This is a genomic window from Vibrio sp. 10N.222.49.A3 (genome assembly GCF_041475145.1).
GTDB classification, from domain to species: domain Bacteria; phylum Pseudomonadota; class Gammaproteobacteria; order Enterobacterales; family Vibrionaceae; genus Vibrio; species Vibrio tasmaniensis_A.
The window spans coordinates 1-1,185 of the sequence record NZ_JBFRVM010000239.1; the positions used below are offsets into that span (position 1 = coordinate 1).

Sequence of the window (1,185 nt, forward strand, 5' to 3'; positions counted from 1 at the left end):
CATGCTTAATCCCAAGATGTCGAATTATTTTCACTTGAGCGTCATCTTTTATTTTGAAGCTGTTGAATAAAAATGGGTGTTCGTTCCATTTTAGGGGGAGTCGTATATGTAGGCCGGGCTGGATGCGATCTACAGTAATCTTTATGCTGCCCATATTTATATAATATTGATTAATAATCTATATTTATAATTCTAATAAAACCACGCGGGAATTTCACTATCCAATTTCACAGGTTCAACTTAAAGAATCACAATGCACCATCCAACGAATACCGAACTTATCTTCCACTTTACCAAATCTAGCGCCCCAAAACGTATCTGCGAGTGGCGTCATTATTCGCCCTCCTTGTTTAAGCTTCTCAAAAATTTTCTCTTGAGTCGCGGTATCCTCTGTAACCAAGGAAAGTGCCAGATTGTTCCCTTCAAGTTCTTTAGCTTTAACGCCATCAGACATCATGAGCTTCATACCAAATGCTTCGAACTCAGCGTGCATAACCCAACTAGGTTGTGCACCCTCTATTACCTGAGGAGCATCACTAAAGAGTTGCTTCGATAAAACAACACCACCGAAGCATTTATGATAAAAATCTAATGCTTCACTACAACGACCATCAAAAAACAAGTAAGGGGTTACTGTCAGCATATGTTTCTCCTCTGTTAGTCCTTTAAACATAGACAATAGACGTGAGAATGACAGATAACATTCTGATTTAAGATAATTAATTTACTAAGGAATCGCATTACGAACGGAAACGGTGATATTTTGGAATGGCACAATAATAACTGACTGATTGGACAGGCATTCCTGCCACCTCCACGAAGGCAACGTTTTCTGCTCTCCAGATACAACAAAGCCCCGACTTGAGTCGAGGCTTTGTCATCTAAATATGGTACCGCTAGGCAGGCTTGAACCGCCATGCCCGAAGGCAACGAATTTTGAAAGCGTGAAGGTTACTGATACTTACTTAGATCTACAGGTACCTATTTTGTTCTCAGGTTGTCAGCAACTAGATCTAGATGTATCGGCTTAACTTTCGAGTATTCACATGACACTCGCACAACCAAAACCTGGACAGGATGAGTACAACCTCCCCCATTTAGTTCGCACAACGAAATTTATGGTAAATCAATCATTATTGAGGATGCTTGCGACAATTCTTTCTCAGAATGACTGACTCTACGACG

At 40.4% G+C, this 1,185-nt stretch carries 2 protein-coding genes; both read right to left on the minus strand.

Going from position 1 to position 1,185, the window contains the following annotated elements:
- Positions 1-154, minus strand: a 154-nt coding sequence (locus AB4589_RS24085; protein ID WP_372101846.1) for a DUF3391 domain-containing protein, incomplete at its 3' end; no start/stop codon positions are given.
- Between the two features lie 81 nt (positions 155-235).
- Complete coding sequence (locus AB4589_RS24090) at positions 236-643, minus strand: VOC family protein (RefSeq protein WP_029223884.1); 408 nt, start codon at positions 641-643, stop codon at positions 236-238.
- Positions 644-1,185: the final 542 nt, after the last annotated feature.

Excerpts from the sequence above, each read along its gene's own strand:
- AB4589_RS24090 (WP_029223884.1), bottom strand. The coding sequence starts at position 643 with ATGCTGACAGTAACCCCTTACTTGTTTTTTGATGGTCGTTGTAGTGAA.